This window comes from Klebsiella sp. LTGPAF-6F (assembly GCF_001753185.1).
Lineage (GTDB): Bacteria > Pseudomonadota > Gammaproteobacteria > Enterobacterales > Enterobacteriaceae > Klebsiella > Klebsiella michiganensis.
The window spans coordinates 84501-100341 of record NZ_CP017450.1 but is presented as its reverse complement, the minus strand read 5'-3'; the positions used below and the strand labels follow the sequence as shown (position 1 = coordinate 100341).

The 15841-nt window shown below is 54.1% G+C and carries 15 protein-coding genes and 2 pseudogenes; 7 read left to right on the top strand and 10 right to left on the bottom strand.

All coding sequences use genetic code 11. The features are described from left to right. The first annotated feature begins 3 nt into the window (after nucleotides 1-3). The 5 genes from BJF97_RS00460 to rhaM all read left to right on the top strand — a co-directional run bounded on the left by BJF97_RS00460 (nucleotide 4) and on the right by rhaM (nucleotide 5095). Nucleotides 4-1515, top strand: a complete 1512-nt coding sequence (locus BJF97_RS00460; RefSeq protein WP_014227417.1) for a sugar ABC transporter ATP-binding protein — start codon at nucleotides 4-6, stop codon at nucleotides 1513-1515. Then, the gene (locus BJF97_RS00455) at nucleotides 1515-2519 is read left to right on the top strand and encodes an ABC transporter permease (RefSeq protein WP_032693287.1); all 1005 of its coding nucleotides are present in this window, start codon (nucleotides 1515-1517) and stop codon (nucleotides 2517-2519) included. The genes BJF97_RS00460 and BJF97_RS00455 overlap by 1 nt, the downstream gene beginning before the upstream one ends. Beyond that, the gene (locus tag BJF97_RS00450; RefSeq protein WP_014227415.1) at nucleotides 2516-3520 is read left to right on the top strand and encodes an ABC transporter permease; all 1005 of its coding nucleotides are present in this window, start codon (nucleotides 2516-2518) and stop codon (nucleotides 3518-3520) included. Before BJF97_RS00455 ends, BJF97_RS00450 begins: the two co-directional genes overlap by 4 nt. A gap of 115 nt (nucleotides 3521-3635) precedes the next feature. Beyond that, nucleotides 3636-4784 (top strand): lactaldehyde reductase, encoded by a 1149-nt coding sequence (gene fucO / locus BJF97_RS00445; protein WP_014227414.1) that lies wholly within the window; start codon nucleotides 3636-3638, stop codon nucleotides 4782-4784. Continuing rightward, nucleotides 4781-5095, top strand: coding sequence for an L-rhamnose mutarotase (gene rhaM / locus BJF97_RS00440; RefSeq protein WP_014227413.1), 315 nt, complete (start codon nucleotides 4781-4783; stop codon nucleotides 5093-5095). Before fucO ends, rhaM begins: the two co-directional genes overlap by 4 nt. 47 nt (nucleotides 5096-5142) lie before the next feature. On the opposite strand, the gene BJF97_RS00435 is transcribed toward rhaM, so the two are convergent. Together BJF97_RS00435 and BJF97_RS32010 are read right to left on the bottom strand one after the other, a co-directional pair. After that, a complete protein-coding gene (locus BJF97_RS00435) occupies nucleotides 5143-6522 on the bottom strand; it encodes a carbohydrate porin (RefSeq protein ID WP_032693288.1) in 1380 nt (459 codons plus the stop codon). A 157-nt stretch (nucleotides 6523-6679) separates the two neighbouring features. Then, nucleotides 6680-7000 (bottom strand): annotated as a pseudogene (locus BJF97_RS32010) (right-handed parallel beta-helix repeat-containing protein); the annotation flags it as partial. Between the two features lie 69 nt (nucleotides 7001-7069). On the opposite strand from BJF97_RS32010, the gene BJF97_RS00425 reads away from it, so the two are divergent. Both BJF97_RS00425 and BJF97_RS35465 read left to right on the top strand, forming a co-directional pair. Then, nucleotides 7070-8050 (top strand): IS5-like element ISKpn26 family transposase, encoded by a 981-nt coding sequence (locus BJF97_RS00425; protein WP_070082752.1) that lies wholly within the window; start codon nucleotides 7070-7072, stop codon nucleotides 8048-8050. Next, nucleotides 8032-8220 (top strand): hypothetical protein, encoded by a 189-nt coding sequence (locus BJF97_RS35465; protein WP_077270197.1) that lies wholly within the window; start codon nucleotides 8032-8034, stop codon nucleotides 8218-8220. The genes BJF97_RS00425 and BJF97_RS35465 overlap by 19 nt, the downstream gene beginning before the upstream one ends. Here the strand turns inward: BJF97_RS35465 and BJF97_RS00420 are convergent. The 8 genes and pseudogenes from BJF97_RS00420 to BJF97_RS00385 all read right to left on the bottom strand — a co-directional run. After that, nucleotides 8182-9015, bottom strand: a pseudogene (locus BJF97_RS00420) (NosD domain-containing protein); the annotation flags it as partial. The gene BJF97_RS35465 and the pseudogene BJF97_RS00420 overlap by 39 nt on opposite strands. A gap of 59 nt (nucleotides 9016-9074) precedes the next feature. Continuing rightward, nucleotides 9075-10763 carry a glycoside hydrolase family 32 protein gene (locus BJF97_RS00415; RefSeq protein ID WP_032693290.1) on the bottom strand — a complete coding sequence of 563 codons (1689 nt, stop codon included), beginning with the start codon at nucleotides 10761-10763 and terminating at the stop codon, nucleotides 9075-9077. Continuing rightward, nucleotides 10747-12168 (bottom strand): glycoside-pentoside-hexuronide (GPH):cation symporter, encoded by a 1422-nt coding sequence (locus tag BJF97_RS00410; protein WP_014837032.1) that lies wholly within the window; start codon nucleotides 12166-12168, stop codon nucleotides 10747-10749. Before BJF97_RS00410 ends, BJF97_RS00415 begins: the two co-directional genes overlap by 17 nt. Nucleotides 12169-12238: 70 nt before the next feature. Further along, nucleotides 12239-13249 carry a LacI family DNA-binding transcriptional regulator gene (locus BJF97_RS00405; protein WP_032693291.1) on the bottom strand — a complete coding sequence of 337 codons (1011 nt, stop codon included), beginning with the start codon at nucleotides 13247-13249 and terminating at the stop codon, nucleotides 12239-12241. A gap of 328 nt (nucleotides 13250-13577) precedes the next feature. Beyond that, complete coding sequence (locus BJF97_RS00400) at nucleotides 13578-14159, bottom strand: helix-turn-helix transcriptional regulator (RefSeq protein ID WP_032693292.1); 582 nt, start codon at nucleotides 14157-14159, stop codon at nucleotides 13578-13580. Between the two features lie 29 nt (nucleotides 14160-14188). After that, nucleotides 14189-14461 (bottom strand): YceK/YidQ family lipoprotein, encoded by a 273-nt coding sequence (locus BJF97_RS00395; RefSeq protein ID WP_014227406.1) that lies wholly within the window; start codon nucleotides 14459-14461, stop codon nucleotides 14189-14191. A 13-nt stretch (nucleotides 14462-14474) separates the two neighbouring features. Continuing rightward, on the bottom strand, nucleotides 14475-15332 hold the full coding sequence (gene mscS / locus BJF97_RS00390; RefSeq protein ID WP_014837029.1) for a small-conductance mechanosensitive channel MscS: 858 nt from the start codon (nucleotides 15330-15332) through the stop codon (nucleotides 14475-14477). Nucleotides 15333-15529: 197 nt separating this feature from the next. Next, on the bottom strand, nucleotides 15530-15820 hold the full coding sequence (locus BJF97_RS00385) for a hypothetical protein (protein ID WP_032693294.1): 291 nt from the start codon (nucleotides 15818-15820) through the stop codon (nucleotides 15530-15532). Nucleotides 15821-15841 lie beyond the last annotated feature (21 nt).

Here is a 15841-nt window from a genome sequence, read left to right as displayed (position 1 = left end):
ATCATGTCAGCATCCACCCCACTGCTGTCGCTGAAGGGCATCACCAAGATTTTTCCCGGTGTGCGCGCCCTTGAAAACGTACAGCTCGATCTCTGGCCCGGCAAAGTGACCGCTTTAATCGGCGAAAACGGCGCGGGGAAATCGACGCTGGTCAAAGTGATGACCGGCATTTATCAGCCCGAAGAGGGCGAGATTCTCTATAAAGCGATCCCTATCCAACTGCCGAACCCGGAGTCGGCGCATAAAGTTGGGATCACCGCGATTCATCAGGAAACCGTGCTGTTCGACGAACTCTCGGTCACCGAAAATATCTTCGTCGGCCAGTATCTGCATCGCGGCCTGCTGAAGAAGCTCGACTGGCCCGCCATGCACCGCAAAGCCAGCGAAATTCTCACCCGCCTCGAGGTACAGATTGACCCGCGCGCGACGCTGAAAACCCTCAGTATCGCCCAGCGCCATATGGTCGCCATCGCCCGGGCGCTCTCCTTTGAAGCTCAGGTGGTAATCCTCGATGAGCCGACCGCCGCGCTCTCGCAGCATGAAATTCTGGAGTTCTATCAGATCGTTGAGCGCCTGAAGCAGGACGGCAAAGCGATCCTGTTTATCTCGCATAAGTTCGATGAGATTTTCGAGCTGGCGGACTACTACACCATTCTGCGCGACGGCGTGTACGTCAGCTCCGGTGCGATCAACGACATCACCGAAGAGCGGATGGTGGCGATGATGGTGGGCCGCGCGATTACCCAAACCTACCCGAAAGTCGATTGTATCCCAGGGGAAACGGTGCTGGAGGTGAAAGACCTCTGCCACCCCACCGAGTTCGCCCATATCAGCTTCAGCCTGCGCAAAGGGGAGATCCTTGGCTTTTACGGGCTGGTGGGCGCCGGGCGCACCGAGCTGATGCAGGCGCTCTCCGGGGTCTCGCATCCCTCTTCCGGCGATATCGTGCTGAAGGGAAAACCGATGCGCTTTCGCCAGCCGGCCGACGCGATCGGCGCCGGTATCGTCTGCGTGCCGGAAGAGCGGCAGAAGCAGGGAGCAATTATCGCCCTGCCGATCGCCCAGAACATCAGCCTGCCGCAGCTCAGCAAACTGAACCCCGGCGGCGTGCTTAACGACGCCCGCGAATGGCGGCTGGCGGACGAGTACGCCTCGCGCCTGCAGGTTAAGGCCTTTAGCTGGCGGCAGGCGGTGGAAACCCTTTCCGGCGGCAATCAGCAAAAAGTGGTGATCGGCAAATGGCTGGCGACCCATCCCGAGGTGATTATCCTTGACGAACCGACTAAAGGCATCGATATCGGCTCCAAAGCGGCGGTGCACCAGTTTATGTCCGAGCTGGTCAGCCAGGGGCTGGCGGTCATTATGGTCTCTTCGGAGCTGCCGGAAGTGATGGGCATGGCCGACCGGATTATCGTGATGCACGAAGGGCTGATGGTGGCCGAGTATCGCGCCGGTGAAGCGACGGCGGAAACCATCGTCAGCGCCGCCAGCGGCGCCGGTCGGGAGGCAGCGTAATGGGTAAACAACTGCTTAAACACCGCGAAGCGCTGCTGGCGGCGGCGATCGTTTTGCTGATCGGCGCTATCGGCAGCCGGGCGCCGTCGTTCGTCTCGCCGGGCAATCTGGTGGAGATGTTTAACGACACCGCCATTCTGATCGTCCTCGCCCTCGGCCAGATGATGGTGCTGCTCACCAAAGGCATCGATCTGTCGATGGCCGCCAATCTGGCGCTGACCGGGATGATCGTCGCGCTGCTCAACGCCCACTATCCGGGTATCCCGGTGGCGGCGCTGCTGGCGCTGGCGACCCTGCTTGGCCTGCTGATGGGGATGATTAACGGCCTGCTGGTCTGGCGGCTCGGCATTCCGGCCATCGTGGTCACGCTGGGCACCATGAGTATTTATCGCGGGATTATCTTTCTGCTTTCCAACGGCGGCTGGGTCAACTCGCACCAGATGAGCGCCGATTTTCTCGGCCTGCCGCGCGCCTCGCTGCTGGGGCTGCCGCTGCTGAGCTGGTGCGCCATCGCCGCGCTGCTGCTGGTGGGCTATTTCCTCCGCTACAGCCGCACCGGCCGGGCCTTGTACACCGCGGGCGGCAACGCGACGGCGGCGTACTACACCGGGATTAACGCCGGGAAAATGCAGTTTGTCAGCTTCTGCCTCTCTGGCGCGCTGGCCGGGTTCTGCGGCTATCTGTGGATCTCGCGCTTCGCCGTCGCTTATGTCGATGTCGCCAACGGTTTTGAACTGCAGGTGGTCGCCGCCTGCGTCATCGGCGGCATCAGCACCATGGGCGGAACCGGTCGCGTGCTCGGCTGCCTATGCGGCGCGCTGTTCCTCGGCGTTATCAATAACGCGCTGCCGGTGATTGGCATTTCGCCGTTCTGGCAAATGGCCATTTCCGGCGCGGTGATCGTCATTGCGGTGCTGCTTAACGAACGCGGTAATAAAGGTAGCGGACGATTAATCCTGCGCAACGCGGCGCTGGCGCGGCAGAAACAGGCGGTGAAATCATGAGCAAAATAATGATGTCTGAAGAGATGAAAAGCGCCCCGGCCGCGCCGTCGCCGCTGCGCCGCTTGCTGTGCTGGGAAGGGTTTCTGCTGGCGGTAACCCTGGCGGTATTCGTGGTTAACGCCCTGGCGTCACCCTGGTTCCTTAATATCTGGAACCTGTCGGACGCCACGTTTAACTTTACCGAAAAAGCGATCATCGTGCTGCCGATGGCGATGCTGATTATCGCCAGAGAGATCGACCTTTCGGTAGCCTCGACGATGGCGCTGAGCTCAACGGCGATGGGCTTCTGCGCGGCGGCGGGTATGGATACGCCGCTGCTGGTGGCCGTCGGGCTGGGCGTGGGGCTGCTGTGCGGCCTGTTCAACGGTATCCTGGTGACGCGCTTTAACCTGTCGTCGATTGTGATCACCATCGGCACCATGAGCCTGTATCGCGGAATAACCTACATTCTGCTGGGCGACAAGGCGCTCAATCACTACCCGGACAGCTTCGCCTGGTTCGGCCAGGGCTACGTGTGGGGGGCGCTCTCTTTTGAGTTCGCGCTGTTTATCCTCCTCGCCGCCGCCTTTACCTTCCTGCTGCATAAAACCAACTTTGGTCGCCGGACCTACGCCATCGGCAATAACCCGACCGGAGCCTGGTTCTCCGGAATCAACGTCAAGCGCCACAATCTGGTGCTGTTCGCGCTGGTCGGGCTGATGGCCGGGCTGGCGGCGGTCCTGCTGACCTCGAGGCTCGGCAGCACCCGCCCGACGCTGGCGATGGGCTGGGAGCTGGCGGTCGTCACGATGGCGGTGCTCGGCGGCGTCAATATTCTCGGCGGCTCCGGCAGCATGGTGGGGGTGATTATCGCCGCCTTCCTGATGGGGCTGGTGACGTTTGGCCTGAGCCTGCTCAACGTGCCGGGGATCGTGATGTCGATCATCATCGGCGCGATGCTGATCGTGGTGATCTCGCTGCCGATTATTACCCGGCGGATGATGCAGCGAAGACGAATTTAATTTCCCCTTCACCCTAATCTGACCGGTACGTGTAGTCCGGGTAAGGCGCCAGCCGCGACCCGGGGGCGGGTGAAGGGAAACGGATTACCCAAAATCAACATTAAGGAGAATTATCATGAGTTTTATGTTGGCACTGCCCAAAATCAGCCTCCATGGCGCGGGCGCAATCGGCGATATGGTCAAGCTGGTGGCGGGTAAACGCTGGGGCAAAGCGCTGATCGTCACCGACGGCCAGCTGGTGAAGCTGGGGCTGCTCGACAGCCTGTTTACCGCCCTGGATGAACAGCAGATGTCTTACCATCTGTTTGACGAGGTGTTCCCTAACCCAACGGAAGCGCTGGTGCAAAAAGGCTACGCGGAGTATCGGGAGGCCGGATGTGATTACCTTATCGCCTTCGGCGGCGGCAGCCCGATTGATACCGCCAAAGCGATAAAAATCCTCACCGCCAACCCGGGGCCATCGACCGCCTATTCCGGCGTCGGCAAAGTGAAAAACGCCGGCGTGCCGCTGGTGGCCATCAACACGACCGCCGGCACCGCGGCGGAGATGACCAGCAACGCGGTTATTATCGACGCCGAGCGCCAGGTAAAAGAGGTGATTATCGATCCCAATATCATTCCCGATATCGCCGTCGATGACGCCAGCGTGATGCTGGATATCCCGCCGTCCATTACCGCCGCCACCGGCATGGACGCGCTGACCCACGCCATTGAAGCCTTTGTTTCCGTTGGCGCGCACCCGCTGACCGATGCCAATGCCCTGGAAGCGATTCGCCTGATCAACCAATGGCTGCCGCAAGCCGTGGACGACGGACACAATCTTGAAGCCCGCGAGCAGATGGCGTTTGGCCAGTATCTGGCGGGCATGGCGTTTAACAGCGCCGGTCTTGGTCTGGTGCACGCGCTGGCTCATCAGCCGGGCGCTACCCACAACCTGCCGCACGGCGTGTGCAACGCCATCCTGCTGCCGATCATCGAAAACTTTAATCGCCCGAACGCGGTTGCCCGCTTCGCGCGCGTGGCGCAGGCGATGGGCGTCGATACCCGCGGTATGAGCGATGAAGCGGCCAGCATGGAGGCCATCAACGCCATCCGCGCGCTAAGCAAACGCGTCGGCATTCCGCAAGGCTTCAGCCAGCTTGGCGTCAGCAAAGCCGATATTGAAGGCTGGCTGGATAAAGCGCTGGCCGACCCGTGCGCACCGTGCAATCCGCGCACCGCCAGCCGCGATGAAGTCCGCGAACTCTATCTGGAGGCATTATGATCCGCAAAGCTTTCGTGATGCAGGTAAACCCGGACGCGCATGAAGAGTATCAGCGCCGTCATAACCCCATCTGGCCGGAACTGGAAGCGGTGCTGAAAGCCCACGGCGCGCACCACTACGCGATTTATCTCGATAAAGAGCGCCATCTGCTGTTCGCCACGGTGGAGATTGAATCCGAAGCGCGCTGGGACGCCGTCGCCGGGACCGAGGTGTGCCAGCGCTGGTGGCAGCATATGCGCGATGTGATGCCTGCCAATCCGGACAACAGTCCGGTGAGCGCGGAGCTTAAAGAGGTGTTTTATCTGGAGTAAAACTATGGCTGCCCCGTTGTGCTGAGCGGGGCAGCCGTTGCAAGCGCTTAGAAGAAGTACTTAAAGCGCACCCGCGCGCCGTAGCGATCGTCATCATCCCCCTGGCTCAGCTTCTCGTCGCTGTCGAGAATGGAGTAATAGGCGCCGAGATAGATATTAAAGTTCTGCATATTCATCACGTTCGGAATTTGATACGACGCGTGGAAGGTATGAATATTGTAGGTGCCTTCATCCTTAATCCAGCAGTCGTTCTCGCAAATCACCCCGGCATAATCGCTGATTTTGTTATGCGCGTAGATATATCCCAGCTCGAAGCGCCGCCACAGCGCGTTCACCCCGGCGGTAAAATCCTGTTCGTTGCTGGCGTCCATATAAGCGGTATTCAGATTCACCACCACCCCGCCCTCCGGGTCGCGCTTCAGGCCGTTCCAGGTCATGGTCAGGCCATAGCCGGTGCGCCCCGACTGATCGATAAAGTTGCCCTGGGCATCTTTATAGCCGTAGGCGTTCTGCACCACGTTCGCTTCCATGGCCGCGGCAACGGAAAATTCGTCTTTCGCCCATGACACCACCGGGCGCAAATAGGCGACGTTCTTTTTCTGCTCCATATCGCGACCATGGTAGCCATCGTTGTCGTACAGCGACGTACCGTCTTCCAGCAGGGTGTTGAGCTCAAAATACCAGTTATCAAGCTGCTTGCTCAGCAGGAAGTTGCCGCCTGCGTCAGAGCGGCCGCGACCCTCTTTCATCATATAGATATAGCCATGGCCGTCGCTGTAGAGGTCGTTGGCGGTATTACCGGAGTGCTCGACGAAGGTGTCCTGATTCAGCGGGAACATATCGTACGCTTCAAAGCGCCCCACTTTCACCTTCCAGTCGTTCTCCTGACCAAAGAAGAAAACCGCGTCGTCGAGGTTCATCGAGCCGGTCATATCCGCCAGCGGCTGGACAGAGAAACCGGCAAAATAGCCGTTATCCGTTTTGCGGATACCGTCGAAGCCGAGCAGGATACGGCCGTTTAAATCCCACTTATCGTAGGTGGGATCGCTGCCAACATCGGCGTTGGTCATCGCCAGCAGGCCGTGTTTGCTTTCCGCGTCCATGTTGAACTCCACGTCGCCGTAGATTTTCAGATCGCCATAGCCGGATAATTTCAGCTCCGGGACGCTAAGATTCTTTTTACTCTCCGCGGTTGCCGCCGCGCTGTTTACCGGCACACGGGTTTGCGCCGCCTGAATCGCGGCATTCTGCTTCGCCTGTAAATCCCGCACCTGGCCTTCCGCTACCGTCGCCCGGCTTTCCGCGGCGGCAAGCCGCGCTTCAAGCTGTTCCATTCGTTGTTCCAGCGTCAGTTGATTATTTTTCCCGACCGCCGATCCCGTTATTAAACACAAGCCTAGCGCTATTGATAATGTTGTTTTATTCATTTTTATTTTCCCAGAGGTAATAGGTGGGATAAGGTGAATAAAAATATTCACCTTTTATATTTTGATTTTTATTTAGCAGAAGAATGAATGAAATAACGTGTAATCTGCCTCCTTAAATAACGTCATTCGCTATACAGATTAACAAACAGAGTGAATATTAATTTCCAGCAACCGGAGTTGCCCTGAAGGCATTACGCGCTCGGTCTATGACCACCTGTGCGTCACTGCCGCTATCAAGTATCGTGTTTTGCGCGGATTCTTTTTCTACCTGCACGGCGACCGCATCAAGTTCTTTTAACCTGGCCGTCGTCAGCAAAGCGCTGACCTGCGCCGCAAAGCAGGCATCCTCTTCGGAGGGCTGCGCCTGCGCCGCTGACGTCTCCGTGGTCGCCACGATATGGTTATTCGCAATATAATTCCCTTTGCCGGAAACAAGGCGGATGATGACCGGTTTTATTCCCTGCGGCTTGAGATACTGGGGAAGGTGCGAACAAGTTCCTGATATGAGATCATCATATTCATCCGGAGCGCATCCCAGAGGGACATCATGAGCCATCAACTCACCTTCGCCGATAGTGAATTCAGCACTAAGCGCCGTCAGACCCGAAAAGAGATTTTCCTCTCCCGCATGGAGCAGATTCTGCCATGGCAGAATATGACCGCTGTCATCGAGCCGTTTTATCCCAAGGCGGGCAATGGCCGACGGCCCTATCCGCTGGAGACCATGCTGCGTATTCACTGCATGCAGCATTGGTACAACCTGAGCGACGGTGCCATGGAAGATGCCCTGTACGAAATCGCCTCCATGCGCCTGTTTGCCCGATTATCCCTGGATAGCGCCCTGCCGGACCGCACCACCATCATGAATTTCCGCCACCTGCTGGAGCAGCATCAACTGGCCCGCCAATTGTTCAAGACCATCAATCGCTGGCTGGCCGAAGCAGGCGTCATGATGACTCAAGGCACCTTGGTCGATGCCACCATCATTGAGGCACCCAGCTCGACCAAGAACAAAGAGCAGCAACGCGATCCGGAGATGCATCAGACCAAGAAAGGCAATCAGTGGCACTTTGGCATGAAGGCCCACATTGGTGTCGATGCCAAGAGTGGCCTGACCCACAGCCTGGTCACCACCGCGGCCAACGAGCATGACCTCAATCAGCTGGGTAATCTGCTTCATGGAGAGGAGCAATTTGTCTCAGCCGATGCCGGCTACCAAGGAGCGCCACAGCGCGAGGAGCTGGCCGAGGTGGATGTGGACTGGCTGATCGCCGGGCGTCCCGGCAGGGTAAAAACCTTGAAGCAGCATCCGCGCAAGAACAAAACGGCCATCAACATCGAATACATGAAAGCCAGCATCCGTGCCAAGGTGGAGCACCCGTTTCGCATCATCAAGCGGCAGTTCGGCTTCGTGAAAGCCAGATACAAGGGGCTGCTGAAAAACGATAACCAACTGGCGATGTTATTCACCCTGGCCAACCTGTTTCGGGTGGACCAAATGATACGTCAGTGGGAGAGATCTCAGTAAAAACCGGAAATAACGCCAGAAATGGTGGAAAAAATAGCCTAAATAGGCTGATTCGATGTGTTTGCGGGAAAAAAATCGGCCCAGATCCGCGAAATTTTAATCAGCGAGTCAGCTTGGGAAGAAATGACCTGCTTATTCGCACCTTCCCTAGAGCGGACCACGCCCGATAAGTGAACGCTGCTTGCGCCGCGCGGGAAGATATTGTTGGTAGAAATTAATAGCCCACCAAAATTTTCGGCATAAATAGAATAGCCTTTATAGCCCGCGCCAATCAGGTTATCGGTTATTTTTGAAGCCTGCCCGGCGCCACGCAGCTCGATACAGTTACCGCATTCGGCGATAAAGTTATTATGGATCGCCATTGCATCGCTATTGTACGCGGTGAGGCCATGCTCCAGATAGATAAATCCCATCCCGGTAATGCGGAAAGCATCCTGCGCGCTGGCGATATAAATCCCGGTTTTGCCGTTCGTATAGCTATTTTCCGGGTCGTTGTTTCCCAGCCCATCATCAACAAAGTGCAAACCATCAATACAGAAGTTTTCGAACGCCACCGAACTGATACGCGGCGCCCCGCTGCGTTTCACGTAAAATGCAGCGCCAGCGTGTTCTTCATCGCCGGGCTGCGGGCAGAGATCGACCAGAATACGGCTCCCGCCCGGCCATATATCGTGCAAATTCGCCCACTCGTCCGCCGGCGTATTAAAGCGAATGCTCGAGGAGACAAAACCATGCCCGGAACCCATAATTTTTAAATAACTGATATCAATTAAGACCTGCGTCTTCAGATGATAATCGCCGGGCGGAATATAAATCGCGGCGCCCGGTTTACCCCCGTCGTTTATATCGGTTTCAGTTTGCCTGGATTTAATATCGGCGAGAATACTGTTAATGACTTCGCCAATATCCTCATACGGGTTGCCGACGTGCCACTGCGTAACATCATAATAATTTTTACGTACCATGAAAAACCGCCTCTAATGATAATAAGAAATCGAACATCAACGCTTAAATTTGACTTTGCTTATTCCTGCGAATACGTCGAGCGATATTGCGTAAGCTGTGCCGGCGCGCCGGAGAGCTGGATCCGGGTGAGCTGACTGCATGAGTAATAGCGTCGCGTACCGCATACGCTGCCCTGATTTGCGAAGACCTCAACAATCCCGGCATCAAAACACAGCGTGACGTCGCTGACGCTGGGCACCGGCGCGCGGTAACGCCCATCGTCCCGGCCTTTTTCATATAGCGTCAGATTTTTACCCTCCTGTTCGAGGATGATTTGCTGACCGCTATCGCCCGTTAACGTCAAACGGAAACCACCGGCAGGCATAAAGGTTACAATGCCGGCTTTACAGCCTTTCTCATTAACCCAGATATCACCGTCATCCAGCGCATGGCGGCTGACGACCAATGATTCCGGCGGCAGCTCCGGCATCATGCATAGCCGCTGCTGCGCATTGAGATGAAAGCGACGCGGGAGCGACATTTCCCCCGAGTAAGCGGAATCCACCGGTTTCTGCGTCGCCCAGTTATATAACCAGGCAAAACCGATTCTTCGGTCGTCCTCACCCCAGGTTTGCAGGGCGTAGAAATCCGTACCGAAATCTAAAGTCTGTAGCGGCTGCTCGGACGGCGTGAAATAGCCGTTCCGGAAAGTACCGGTCTGGGCAAAAAGCAAATTATGCCGCCCGGTTGTCGGCTCCTTGTAGCCAACGACGCCGATAATTAATACCCATACGCCATCCAGGCAGAAGAAATCCGGGCATTCGACGCAGCGACCGCCGTTTTCGCGAAAATAGCCGGGAGCGACATACAGCACATGATGGAACGTCCAGCGTTCACTATCCGCAGAGTGAAAGAGCAGCATCGCCGGATCGCCGTTTACCGACGCGCCGAGGATCATATAAAAGGTGGCATCGGCCTCTTCGTACCACACTTTTGGATCGCGGAAATCGCAGTCCACGCCCGCAGGCAGGTCGGTTAAGACGGTTTTCACCCATTCCGGCTTATCGTAGTCGTCGTGCGCAACGGCCATTTTCTGCACTTCCCGGTAGCCGCGATACAGATCGTAAGCCGGGAGCCGTTCGGTATACCAGAAGCGGGTTTTTCCTTGTTTATCAATATACGCGCTGCCGGAAAACGCGCCGCCCGTCGCGCCCAGCGCGGAAAGATTCTGCTCCGGCTGGAGGAAAACCGGATAATGCCGCCAGTGATACAGATCGCGGCTCACCGCATGATTCCAGTGCATGGGGCCCCATTGGCTGGAGTGCGGATGATACTGGTAAAACAGATGCCACTCGCCGTTCTTATAGTGCAGCCCGTTAGGATCGTTCATCCAGCCGGTACGCGGCGAGAAATGCAATGCCGGGCGCAGCGGCTCCCGCAGATACTCGTCAGCAACATCCTGACCGCTCATCAGGCGCAAATCCTGCCCGGCTGTCGCGATAAAGGTGACGCCGCGCGCGCGCAGTGAATCCGGATGCCAGGTGTAACAAAGCGATATCTCGCTATATTCCGGCAGCCACTCCAGGGTGGCAACGCCGTCCTGAAACGAGGTCCAGGTAAAATACTGGAAGTAGCGCGGCGCCTCCTGAATCTTAAATACAACCTGACCGTTCACGCGAATAGAAAACAGGGGTTGCGCCGCCGGTTCGGACGCTTTCAGCCACAAATCAATGCGCTGACCTTGTTTAATATTAAATGACAGGGACATCCTGAACCTCCTGTGGTTGACCGCGACCTTTTTCCAGCTCACGTTTTGCAAGATCCGTTTTGATTTTCTCAAGGAACGCGTTATTCAGCTTGAAGTAGCGCACCAGATACGCGCTGATGAAATAACTCACCATCGGCAGCAGTGAGAACATCATGATAATGCCTTGAATCGTCTGCGAATTTTGCTGCGGCTCATTCGCGACATAGCCGGTAAACGCCAGAATCCAGGCGACGATAGCGCCGGCGACCGCCAGCCCCATTTTGAGCATAAACAGGTTTCCCGCGAAGGAGATGCCGGTCAGGCGTTTACCAAATTTCCAGTCGCCGTAGTCATCGACATCGGACATCATCGCCCACAAAATGGGGCCAGACTGAATTAAATGCAGAACGTTAATAATGATGAATAGCGTCATCAGCGGGGTCAGGGATTGCGGATCAACAAACCACAGCGCAAATGAGAGAATGCCGAGAATAATATTAATAATGCGGAACAGCGCCAGCTTATCAAAGCGATCGGTCAGCGGTTTGGCAAGCACGCTGCCCAGCATATTACAGGCCACGCCCAGCGCCATAAAGAAGGTAATAAATCCGACCGACTCTTTCATGACGTAAGTAGCATAATAGATAGTGACGCCGCCGCGGATAAATGCCGGGAAAACGTTCAGGAAGGTAATAGTGATCATCAAGAGCCACTGATCGTTTTTGATAATATCCCGCAGGTCTTTCTTCAACGACTCGTTTTGCTTAACCGATACCACCCGCTCTTTAATGCTGGAAAAGCAGAACAGGAACATCAGCGTTGCCGCACCGCCCATAATGATCATGGTTAGCTGGAAACCGGACGCACGATCGCCGTTACCCAGCCAGTCCGTTAACGGCAGAATAGAGGAGGAGATAATTAATGTTGCCAGGCCATTAAGGAAAAAGCGCCACGACAGGCAGCCCATGCGCTCTTTCTGATTGAGCGTAATGACGCCGCCGACCGAGCAATAGGGAATATTAATCGCGGTATAAATCAGCGACATGACCAGATAGGTAACCCAGGCATAGATAATCTTGCCGTTCATGCTGAGCTCTGGGGTCGTGAACATCAGTACCGCGCCCAGACCAAACGGAAACGCCATCCATAATAACCATGGGCGGAATTTACCCCAGCGCGAGACGGTGCGGTCGCAGATGGCCCCCATCAGCGGATCGCTAAAAGCGTCAAAGATGCGGATAACCAGGAATAATGTGCCCACCACCCCGGCGTTCAGGCCATATACATCGGTATAAAACCACGTCAGATAGAGCGCCAGTACGCTCCATATCATTCCTGAACCAGCGTCACCCATGCCGTAGCCGATCTTCTCCCTCAGCCCCAGCTTTTCATAAGCGCTTGGCTTTTCCATTGCGGTAGCAGACATAAATATACCTATTTTTTGTTAAAAGGAGCCCATGGCGCAAATTGTCGCGCCATTTCTAAACATAAATCCCTTACAGGGAAGTAATATTAATTTTTACGCTGCTCTCACGGATAATTAACCGCGAGACAATTTCGTGCATTTCAATACTGTCCGGCTGCTGTTGATATTTCACCATCTGAAACGCGAGGTGAGCAATTTCATTTACCGGCTGTGCAACGCTGGTGATTTTTTTAGTTTGCGCCAGCAGGGTATTATCAAAGCTGGCAATCGCAATATCTTCAGGAACGGAGATGCTCTTTTCTTTTAGCCCATCGATAATATAGTTTGCCGCAATGTCGTTATACACTAACAGACATGTACAGGTTCGCGTCGGCTCGCTGAGTTTCTCGATAATGTCATCAAGAATACTAATATGGCCTGATATCTTTTCACCCTCGCCTTTGGCTATCCAGAACGAATTATCTTTCGCAAGCTTTAAACCGTGACTCGCTATTTTTTTGCTGTACGACGAGACCTTGCGGCTATCCACCCCTTCCTGGGCAACAAAGCCAAATGAAAGATGGCCCGTATGAATAAAATGTTCCGCAATACTTTCCGCCCCCCGATCCTGGTTAATCGATACGGAATTAAAGAACCGGGACACCTGAGTGACAACGGCAACCGGGATCCGGGTAATACTTAACCATTCTGAAAGTTCGGCTTCAGCTTCTGTCGGCACCCATAGCAAGCTGTCAATGCCCATCCCCACTAAGGTCTGAATAATATGTTTATCCTGCTGCGGCTGGTTCTGATGCGTTTTAACGATCACCGATTTGCCGATATACCGGGCCTCTTCTTCTACCGTCGCCAACAGTTCGCAGAAGTGAGGATTCACCAGATTAGGCAAAACCACACCAATCAGCCCTGAACATTTCCCGCTAAGCTGAAACGAACTCTTGCTGGGGACATAGCAGAGGTAATCCATCGCATCACGCACCGCCTGCCGCGTTTCCGGCACGACGCTGGGATGATTGTTGAGCACTCGCGATACGGTCGCCGTCGAGACCCCCGCTCTTTTCGCTACGTCTTTAATGGATGCCATGATGATTGAATACGCCCCCTAACACTGGCGCTCACTATAAATGGCGAGCGCGGTTGAAAATGTAAGCCAGTTCACATGTTGCTTTGTTACATGGAATCACGTTTAGCCTTCGCAATTTCATAGCCCTATTATGGGTTTTTATTAAAACCAGGCGAGAATATATTACGAGCACCATCAACAGGAAAGCAGAATACAGGAAGGGAGAATAAGAGATTATGCTATTGCTGCGGGATGGCGTTGGCTGGCGCGATAAATACGCAGCATGCGGGGATCCGCGGATGGTCTATGCACGCCCGGCCACGGCAGCCTGCTACGCCGTACGCGACCATTAGCGTTTAAATTGTAGAATTAAAGATGACATGCTGGGCGCGCCGAGTTTTTTCAGCGCTTTGATTTTATGCGTGCTCACGGTTTTAATCGTAATACCCAGTGATTTCCCTATGTGATGATACTGCTTTCCGCAGCACAGCATTCTGATCACTTGATACTCTTTATGGGTCAGCAGGGTCTCCCAGCGGGAGATATAATTATTTCGCTGATAGCCCCTCAGTATTAATTTCAAATATTCCCATATTTCATCTTCAGTTGAGGAAACATGATAGCGCGCATAATGCGGCAAATCAGAAAGATTGCTCCAGAATGAGCGAAAAACAAACACGGCGATGTCTCTGGCCTGCCTTTTTAGATAATCGCCAAAAACAAACGCATCGTAGATGTTCTCTCCTTCACCAAACGTTTCCATTAGCACGCCGGAGAGCGTAACGCTCTCCATTAATGCTTTTAAGGACTTCAGGTCGTGACAAAAGTGCAGCTGAATAGCGGGCATCGCCTTTTGTTCATGCAGGCTATTCAGCCCCAGGCAGAAATAACGATTTGGAGACATTACGGCCACATGTAAAATAGAACTCATAATGAATAAACACCATCTTATAATATATTTTATTTTGCAGAGTGAATTAACCAAGGGCCGTGGAAATAATCAACCGGCAGCATCAGCGTATCACCAATAAACGACAGCGGCGTATCCAGGGTCCATAATGTGCCCTGAAGATAATTATAATCATACTCGCTGTCACCGCGGATCACCGCGATATCCGTTTTAACCCCTGGATACCACGTTTCGCCCTCCGCCAGAGTGGTTCTTCCCATGACGCTGCCGCAGCCCGTCAGCAGAAAACAGACAGCCATACAACCCATCACTTTCGGATTCATATCATCTCAGCCATCAGGATAACGTTGGTACGGTGCCGGCCACGCGAATATCCATCTGCGGATAAGGAATCGCAATATGATGTTCGTCCAGCGCCTCTTTAATATTCTCCAGCAGATCGTAATAGGTATCCCAGTAATGGGTGTTTTTCACCCACACGCGCACGGTAAAATTAAGTGACGAGGCGCCAAGTTCGGCCAGACGAACGGTGGTGTCACGCTGCCGATCGATGCGTCTGTCAGCATCGATGACCGCCAGAATAACGCGCTTCACTTCCGCAATCCGGCTATCGTAGCCGACGCTAATCATCAAATCGATACGCCGAAATGGATGGCGCGAATAGTTAACGATGCTGTCGGCGATAATTTTGCCGTTCGGGATCACCACGTCTTTATTATCCGCGGTGAGCAAGGTGGTAGAAAATATATGTACGGATTCCACCACTCCGGTAATGGCCCCGATCTGCACCAGGTTTCCGGCCCGGAAAGGACGTAGCGTGACTAGCAGTACGCCAGCGGCAAAGTTTGATAGAGATCCCTGCAGCGCAAGCCCCACCGCCAGCCCCGCCGCGCCGATAACCGCAATAATTGAGGACGTTTCTATGCCTAAGCGGCCAAGCGCGGCGATAGCCGCAAACGCCAGCGTGATATAGCGTACCAGGGCGGCAAAGAAATGGATAACGGTAATATCTACCCTGCGCCGCAGAAGTATTTTCTCGATACCTTTAGATAATAAGGTTGAGACAACCCGGCCGATAAAAAAGAGAATACAAGCGGCAATCACGTTCCAGCCATACTGAAGAATTGTATCGCCATGCCCTTTTAACCACTCCAGCGAAGAAGCGATCTGCGGAAATAAAACCACCTTAGCCATATATTATTTCTTTTCTGCGTAAAACATATGAGGAATAGTATAGAGGAATATGTGGTGATTCAATAAATTCGCAGCGATAAAGTGGTCGTAGATTGTAAGAATAATAAAATTATGTAATTTCTTGCTAACATCTTAATTTTCTGACGAGATAAATATCTTCAACCCAATGAGCTGAAGATATTTAAATGTCATTAAACTTAATAGTAATTAATCGTTAACTGTTCAAGCTGCTTTTGTTTATCAAGAAATGTTTTTTGCACCACCGCATTACTGACATCCAGCGAAACGCTGCTGACGTGCGCCGCGGAATAATGAGAAATGGTCTTATCGCGATAACAGAATAATTCATTTTGGCCGGGCGTGTTCCAGCATCCCGACTCCACAACGGTGCCAATGAAGCGGACTTTTCCGGTATGGCCGGCGTAGCAAAAAGAAGAAGTGCAGGCGAGAAGTAAAACCGCTGCGGCAGTGCATTGACGTGCGTCCATGGGGTAACACTCCTGTGTTGG

What these genes read in the sequence shown, in the direction of transcription:
- BJF97_RS00460 (WP_014227417.1), top strand. Translation starts at nt 4, where the DNA reads ATGTCAGCATCCACCCCACTGCTGTCGCTGAAGGGCATCACCAAGATT.
- BJF97_RS00455 (WP_032693287.1), top strand. Translation starts at nt 1,515, where the DNA reads ATGGGTAAACAACTGCTTAAACACCGCGAAGCGCTGCTGGCGGCGGCG.
- BJF97_RS00450 (WP_014227415.1), top strand. Translation starts at nt 2,516, where the DNA reads ATGAGCAAAATAATGATGTCTGAAGAGATGAAAAGCGCCCCGGCCGCG.
- fucO (WP_014227414.1), top strand. Translation starts at nt 3,636, where the DNA reads ATGAGTTTTATGTTGGCACTGCCCAAAATCAGCCTCCATGGCGCGGGC.
- rhaM (WP_014227413.1), top strand. Translation starts at nt 4,781, where the DNA reads ATGATCCGCAAAGCTTTCGTGATGCAGGTAAACCCGGACGCGCATGAA.
- BJF97_RS00435 (WP_032693288.1), bottom strand. Translation starts at nt 6,522, where the DNA reads ATGAATAAAACAACATTATCAATAGCGCTAGGCTTGTGTTTAATAACG.
- BJF97_RS00425 (WP_070082752.1), top strand. Translation starts at nt 7,070, where the DNA reads ATGAGCCATCAACTCACCTTCGCCGATAGTGAATTCAGCACTAAGCGC.
- BJF97_RS00415 (WP_032693290.1), bottom strand. Translation starts at nt 10,763, where the DNA reads ATGTCCCTGTCATTTAATATTAAACAAGGTCAGCGCATTGATTTGTGG.
- BJF97_RS00410 (WP_014837032.1), bottom strand. Translation starts at nt 12,168, where the DNA reads ATGTCTGCTACCGCAATGGAAAAGCCAAGCGCTTATGAAAAGCTGGGG.
- BJF97_RS00405 (WP_032693291.1), bottom strand. Translation starts at nt 13,249, where the DNA reads ATGGCATCCATTAAAGACGTAGCGAAAAGAGCGGGGGTCTCGACGGCG.
- BJF97_RS00400 (WP_032693292.1), bottom strand. Translation starts at nt 14,159, where the DNA reads ATGAGTTCTATTTTACATGTGGCCGTAATGTCTCCAAATCGTTATTTC.
- BJF97_RS00395 (WP_014227406.1), bottom strand. Translation starts at nt 14,461, where the DNA reads ATGAATCCGAAAGTGATGGGTTGTATGGCTGTCTGTTTTCTGCTGACG.
- mscS (WP_014837029.1), bottom strand. Translation starts at nt 15,332, where the DNA reads ATGGCTAAGGTGGTTTTATTTCCGCAGATCGCTTCTTCGCTGGAGTGG.
- BJF97_RS00385 (WP_032693294.1), bottom strand. Translation starts at nt 15,820, where the DNA reads ATGGACGCACGTCAATGCACTGCCGCAGCGGTTTTACTTCTCGCCTGC.